The 5,436-nt window shown below is 62.7% G+C and carries 6 protein-coding genes; 1 reads left to right on the plus strand and 5 read right to left on the minus strand.

Annotation, left to right across the window (positions count from 1 at the left end):
- The 3 genes from ACO1BU_RS35795 to ACO1BU_RS35805 form a co-directional block, all read right to left on the minus strand.
- The coding region (locus tag ACO1BU_RS35795; RefSeq protein ID WP_424140649.1) for a DUF3141 domain-containing protein at positions 1-878 on the minus strand (878 nt) is incomplete at its 3' end.
- 82 nt (positions 879-960) lie between these two features.
- Positions 961-1,305, minus strand: coding sequence for a phasin family protein (locus ACO1BU_RS35800; protein WP_424140650.1), 345 nt, complete (start codon positions 1,303-1,305; stop codon positions 961-963).
- 174 nt (positions 1,306-1,479) lie between these two features.
- Positions 1,480-1,758, minus strand: a complete 279-nt coding sequence (locus tag ACO1BU_RS35805; protein WP_424140651.1) for an SDR family oxidoreductase — start codon at positions 1,756-1,758, stop codon at positions 1,480-1,482.
- On the opposite strand from ACO1BU_RS35805, the gene ACO1BU_RS35810 reads away from it, so the two are divergent.
- Positions 1,743-2,549 (plus strand): TetR/AcrR family transcriptional regulator, encoded by an 807-nt coding sequence (locus ACO1BU_RS35810; RefSeq protein ID WP_424140652.1) that lies wholly within the window; start codon positions 1,743-1,745, stop codon positions 2,547-2,549. The genes ACO1BU_RS35805 and ACO1BU_RS35810 overlap by 16 nt on opposite strands.
- A gap of 1,160 nt (positions 2,550-3,709) precedes the next feature.
- On the opposite strand, the gene ACO1BU_RS35815 is transcribed toward ACO1BU_RS35810, so the two are convergent.
- Both ACO1BU_RS35815 and fabI read right to left on the minus strand, forming a co-directional pair.
- Positions 3,710-4,276 carry an HdeD family acid-resistance protein gene (locus ACO1BU_RS35815; protein ID WP_424140653.1) on the minus strand — a complete coding sequence of 189 codons (567 nt, stop codon included), beginning with the start codon at positions 4,274-4,276 and terminating at the stop codon, positions 3,710-3,712.
- Positions 4,277-4,318: 42 nt separating this feature from the next.
- Complete coding sequence (fabI, locus tag ACO1BU_RS35820; RefSeq protein ID WP_424140654.1) at positions 4,319-5,110, minus strand: enoyl-ACP reductase FabI; 792 nt, start codon at positions 5,108-5,110, stop codon at positions 4,319-4,321.
- Between the last annotated feature and the right edge of the window lie 326 nt (positions 5,111-5,436).

Raw genomic sequence — 5,436 nt, forward strand, 5'->3', positions numbered from 1 at the left:
ATCTCGGGTTCATTCAGCAGCACATAGCCTCCCCAGTACCTCTCGAATTCCAGGAAGCGCGGCGGTTCGGTATCGATCTTGCTGTAAACGTTGTACTGCTTGGTCCATAGCGTGTTTGCAGGGTTCAGGTTCTCGAAGTTCTGGACCAGCCAGGCACCGTCGAACAGGCCGTTGCCAATATCGCTGGCCCAGGCGGTCAACCATGTGCCGCCCAGCAGACCGCCCGAGTAGCGCATCGGGTTACGGCCCCGCTCACCAGCCCAGAAGGAAACGGGCGTTCCAGCGACGAGCAGCGGCCCGAATTCTTCAGGATGCGTCGCCGCCGCCATCAACAGTTGCCACCCGGCCTGGCAGTTGCCGATCACCACTGGCAGTCCCTCAGCCTCGGGGTGCAGGCTGACAACATGCGACACGAAGGCGACCTCGGCCCGCATCACGTCCTCGACGGTTTGCCCGGGCTCTGGACGCGGCAGGAATCCAACAAAATAGCAAGGATGGCCAGCCCTCAGCGCGACACCGATCTCGCTATCGGCCTTGAAGCCGCCGATACCCGGCCCGTGCCCGGCGCGGGGATCGATGATGATGAAGGGCCGTTTGCGCAAGTCAGTCGGCGTGCCCTCGCCTGCCGTGATGCGCGACAGCATATAGTTGACCGGACGGGGAAGACTCTTGCCATCCAGCACCACCTCCGCGGAGAAGTGCAGCACATTGGGTGCTTTCTCGGCCATGTGTCGGTGGTATTGATTGCCACGCTGACGAAGTACATCAAGGAAGAGGATCTGGCGCTGCCAGGCGTCCATCGCGTATTCGGCAGCGGATTGCCAGATTGTCCAGGGAGCGTCCCAGCTGACGGGAAAGGAATTGACCGAACTGCTCATGCATTGCCTCGCGCACGTCGGATCCATGCCGCAAGCCAGCAGCATGGCAGGCGCGGCGGAGCCACGCCCTATGCCCGGAAAGCTACTTGGTGGTGTTCGGCGCCGCCCTGTTGGCCACTTCCGCCAGCAGGGATGCGTTGGCGTCCTGAAGCTTCTCGGAGAGCTCGAGAAGATTGCGAGCATTCAGTGTCGCGCCTTGAAGGAACGCGCCCATGACCTCGGTTTGCGCGGCAAGAAGCTGGCCGGGTTCCCTGGCGTTGATCAGCTTTTGCACGGCAGCGCCAAAGCGGCCCTGCACTTCGGAAACAATCTCCAGCTCTCGCCGTGCCGCATCGGCGACAATCGCTTGCGACTGCTGGGTAGCGTGCCACAGCGGCTGCAGACGAGGTGCGATCGCATCCCAAGACAGGTTTGGCACGCCACTCATCTTGGGGGGTAAGGAAGTGGACATGGAATGATCCTTCGATGATGGGAGAAGAAGCAGATGCCAAGGAGGCTGGTGGCCCTCTGACCAAGGGACGGTGACACGAGTGCTTAGCCTAGCTCGCAGCCGAGCGCCCGCCATTCATCAAACCGTCCGGCCGGCTTGTAAAGTCTCTGTTCAGGTCCGGCAGGGCAATCTCGTCCGGTTCCCCAAGGCGACCCGCGGGGATCTGCGCGCGAGAATCGATCTCTCGAGTACATCCTGTGGCATGGCCCGCACCATGTCCGTGGCGGTATAGCCAGCACAGATGGCATTAACGGTGATGCCCCTCTTCGCATTCTCCTGCGCCAGGACCTTCGTTGGCGTCTTCGCCCAATCGGGACTGGCCGAGGATGCGGACGTAGCAACCTCCGGCGGGGCAAGCATGAACCCGGCTTTCGATGGATCCACAGGCATGGCAGATCGCTCCCCTGCATGGTTCAGCAGCGCTGCTACCAGCTCGCAAACCGGCCGAGCATGATTTATATCAACCACCGTTGATGCCGTGCAAGACCCTCGCCAAGATCCGGCACAAGCAATGGGCTACAAGGAGCGCCATGCCTCTGAAGTTGGACGTCGAGAACCGTGGGCAGGATACGCGCCGCCGTATCCTGGAAGCTGCGATGCTCCGCTTCGCGCAGCACAGCTACGAAGAGACGAAGTTGCGCGACATCGCGGCCGATGTTGGCGTCGACGTCGCTTTGGTGCACCGGAGCTTCGGCTCCAAGGAGCGGCTCTTCGAGGAGGTGGTGAACATTGCCTTCGAGCCGCAGCGGCTGTTCGCGGCAGACCGCGGCGAACTGACGGCGCGCCTGACCGCCAGGATCCTGGAACCAAGCCTCGACCAAGCCCTACGGGTCATTGATCCACTGGATATCCTGGTTCGCAACCTCCTCAGCCGTGAGGCGATCCCGCTTCTTCGCGATGCCATTGCCAAGCACGTCGTTGTTCCGCTGGGACCAAAGCTTGATGATCCGTCGCAACAGCGCGCTGCGTTGCTGGCCGCGTGCCTTGCAGGGATCAGCATCTTCCGCCACGTGCTGCGGGTCGAGCCTCTCCTCGATGGAGCCGATGAACGACTCGGGGGGCTGATTGCCGATATCATCGATGTCAGCATGGGCAGTCCGCCAGCTGTCCATCGGCGGTCTTCCGCAAAGCACGAGCCTGCGGGCCTCAAGAAGAAATCCAGGCAGCGGAGTTCACCCTAGCCTAACCTCCTCCGAAGCACGTCCCATACAGGGGCTGTCGTCAGTGCAGTCTCCTCACGTGAAGAAGCGCGCCTGTATCTGTCGGAGCGGCCTCGTCACATCCGTTCCTGATCATCGCGTTCCATGAAGGCCATGTCTCCGCCAGATCGCGAGATCTTTCCCTCTCTCTGGCACACGTCGTTTCACACGGTCCCCAAGGGGATTGATGCGAACCGATGCTCCTTCCTGCTCCTCTGCCTGGGGTGGCCGGATGTTCCTCCGAAGGTGCGCGGGTCGCGCGGGGGTCCTCGGTCGGCATGAAGGCCGTCGACATGCAAGCTCGCGCCGGAATTCCCGAATCGCCATGGTCGCTCCCACCGGATCAACGACGATCTTGTCCGCAGGCTTGTCCGTGAGATCGATCTCGTCGAGGCGCGAGGGAATGCTGTGGAGCCAGCGCTGGGGAGCCTTATTCCGAGGAGGACGCGCCCGGCGACTGCGGTGAAGGCCGCACGCCATCGATACCCTCCCAGATATTGCCTGGCTCAGGCTGCAAGGGTTCTAGCGGCCGCTGAGGATCCAGGATCTGTCTGACGGTGGGATGGTTCAGGTTGGTCGTGCGTCCCCCAGTTCCAAAAGAACCACCAGCGCCGTTTGAGCATCCGGCCAGGCAGATCAGAAGCAGAGCAGCCGTCAAGGCGTTCCGCAAAGCGCGATGTGCTGATGGCAGTGTCACGCCCCCTCCGGATGTTGAATGCCCCTGTTTGGAACCAGCGCCCATCATGCCCGGGGATCACTCGGGCGAGAGCGCATGGCCGGCCAGCACGACGCGGCTCGAAAGCGCGGTCCTGACGGCGCTGAGCACAAAGGAAGCCGCCTCCCGTAGGCCGTCACCAGGTGTGACCGCCCCGGTGGCTGCCATTTCGGCGTAGACGCTGGCGAAGCTGGCACAGCGTCGTCGTTGAACTTGCCTGCAGCATCCACGCCAGAATTGTCGAGCAGGATAAGATTGGCGGAAGACCTTCCGCACAGGCTCATCGACATCTGTCTTTCCACCCGCTGACGCGCCCTGGAAAGCCGGCTCGAGATAGACAGGACCCGGTCGCCGCGGGAGACCAGCACGGAGAATGGCCCGGAGCCTTTCCCATGTGCCAGCCGTGCCGAGGCAATCGTTGCAAGCCCTATTTCGTCGTCCTGAGAGCAAGGCCAAAGCTGGCATAAGCACAGCCCTGGATCAGAAGATCGATGGCCAGGAACAGCCCGACGACCCAGAGGCTGTTCACGGGCCAGCCGGTCGCGATGAGAAGGCCCGTCAGCATTGTCAGGACGCCGCTGACAACGAACCAGGCCTTGTCACGACCGGCACTGCTGTCGAGGCCGACCCAGAGACGCCCGGCGCCTGCCACCAGAAGAGCCACGGCGACGAAGAGCGTGGTGACCGTGGAAGCCAGGAGCGGGTTTGCAATGACCAGGATCCCGGCAGCCGTATAGAGCAGCCCGGACAGCATCCAGGCCCAGAATCGGCGTGACTTCCTGCCGCGAATGGCCAGCAGGATGTGCGCGACGCCTGCCGCCAACATGAGAATGCCCAGCATGAAGATCGTTGCCAGGGTCGTCATGAAGAGATTGGCGAAGGCCACCAGGCTCAGCAGCACCAGTCCGATCCCAAAGGCAACGAACCAGAGCCAGTTTGACCGAATCCGTCCCAAAGCGCCTTCAAGGCTGTGCAGATCGCTAACCGTGGCCATGCCCGCATCCTTCTGTTGTCGATCGGCGATGAGCGTCTTCGTTCAGGCTGTAGTGTGAAACCCATTGTCGGCGAAGATGACGGAGCCGGAGAGCGGCGCGCCAGCCCCACTTGCTAGAAAGGCCGCGATTCGGCCGATCTCGCCGATACTGACAAGCCGGCCGGCGGGGGTGCGGTCCCGCACCTTGTCGAGCAGGGCGTCGAAGCGATCGATGCCGGATGCTGCCCGCGTCTTGATGGCGCCGGCGGAAATGGCATGGGCACGGATGCCTTGGCTGGCGAGGTCGGCGGCGATGTAGCGAACACTGGCCTCCAGCGCCGCCTTGACCGGCCCCATGAGGTTGTAATTCTCGACCACGCGGTCCGCGCCGTAGAAGCTCACCGTCAGGAGGGATCCGCCCTCACTCATCAGCGGCGCGGCGAGCCGAGCCATGCGGATGAAGGAATGGCAGGACACGTCCATGGCCAGGGCAAAGCCCTCAGCGGAACAGTTAACCACGCTCGTTTGCAGATCCTCGCGGGGTGCGAAGGCGATGGAATGCAGCAGGAAGTCCAGCCGGGGCCATGCCTGCTGAACAGCCTCGAACACGCTTTCCAGTTGGCCGGGGATCCGGACATCGCAGGGCAGGAGGAGAGGCGCCCTCAGGGCCTCGGCGAGGGGCTGTACGAAGGGTTTCGCCTTGTCGTTCAGGTAGGTGATTGCCAGCTCAGCCCCGGCCTGCCGGAAGGCCGTGGCGCAACCGGCCGCGATGCTGTGTTCATTGGCGACACCAATCATCAGGCCGCGCTTGCCGGTCAGGTCGACAATCGGGATTCTGGGTTCCGCCGTCTCCATGGGCGCACATTACCCTCTTGCCCCTGGCGGTCAACAGGGGTTGACTACGCACGAGCGGTAACTGTGCGGGTGCCATCCGCTCAGCGGTGGAGGGCCGGACAATCGGCAGGCAGATCCAGGCGGCCAAGCCGCGCCAGGAAGGCAAGCCGCTCGTGAGAGCAGCAGACAGTCAATTGAGACAGGTCAGGCGTGGTCCTATGCCCTGGCGGAAACTGATGGGGCCAAGCCTGAATGGCAATGACAGCAAACCGTAAACGCCTGTTGCTGGTGGTGTTCGCTGTGATCGCCGCCGGCGGAGGCTACTTCGCTTGGAAAAAGCTGGGCAG

This window comes from Roseomonas chloroacetimidivorans (assembly GCF_049629625.1).
Lineage (GTDB): Bacteria > Pseudomonadota > Alphaproteobacteria > Acetobacterales > Acetobacteraceae > Roseomonas > Roseomonas chloroacetimidivorans.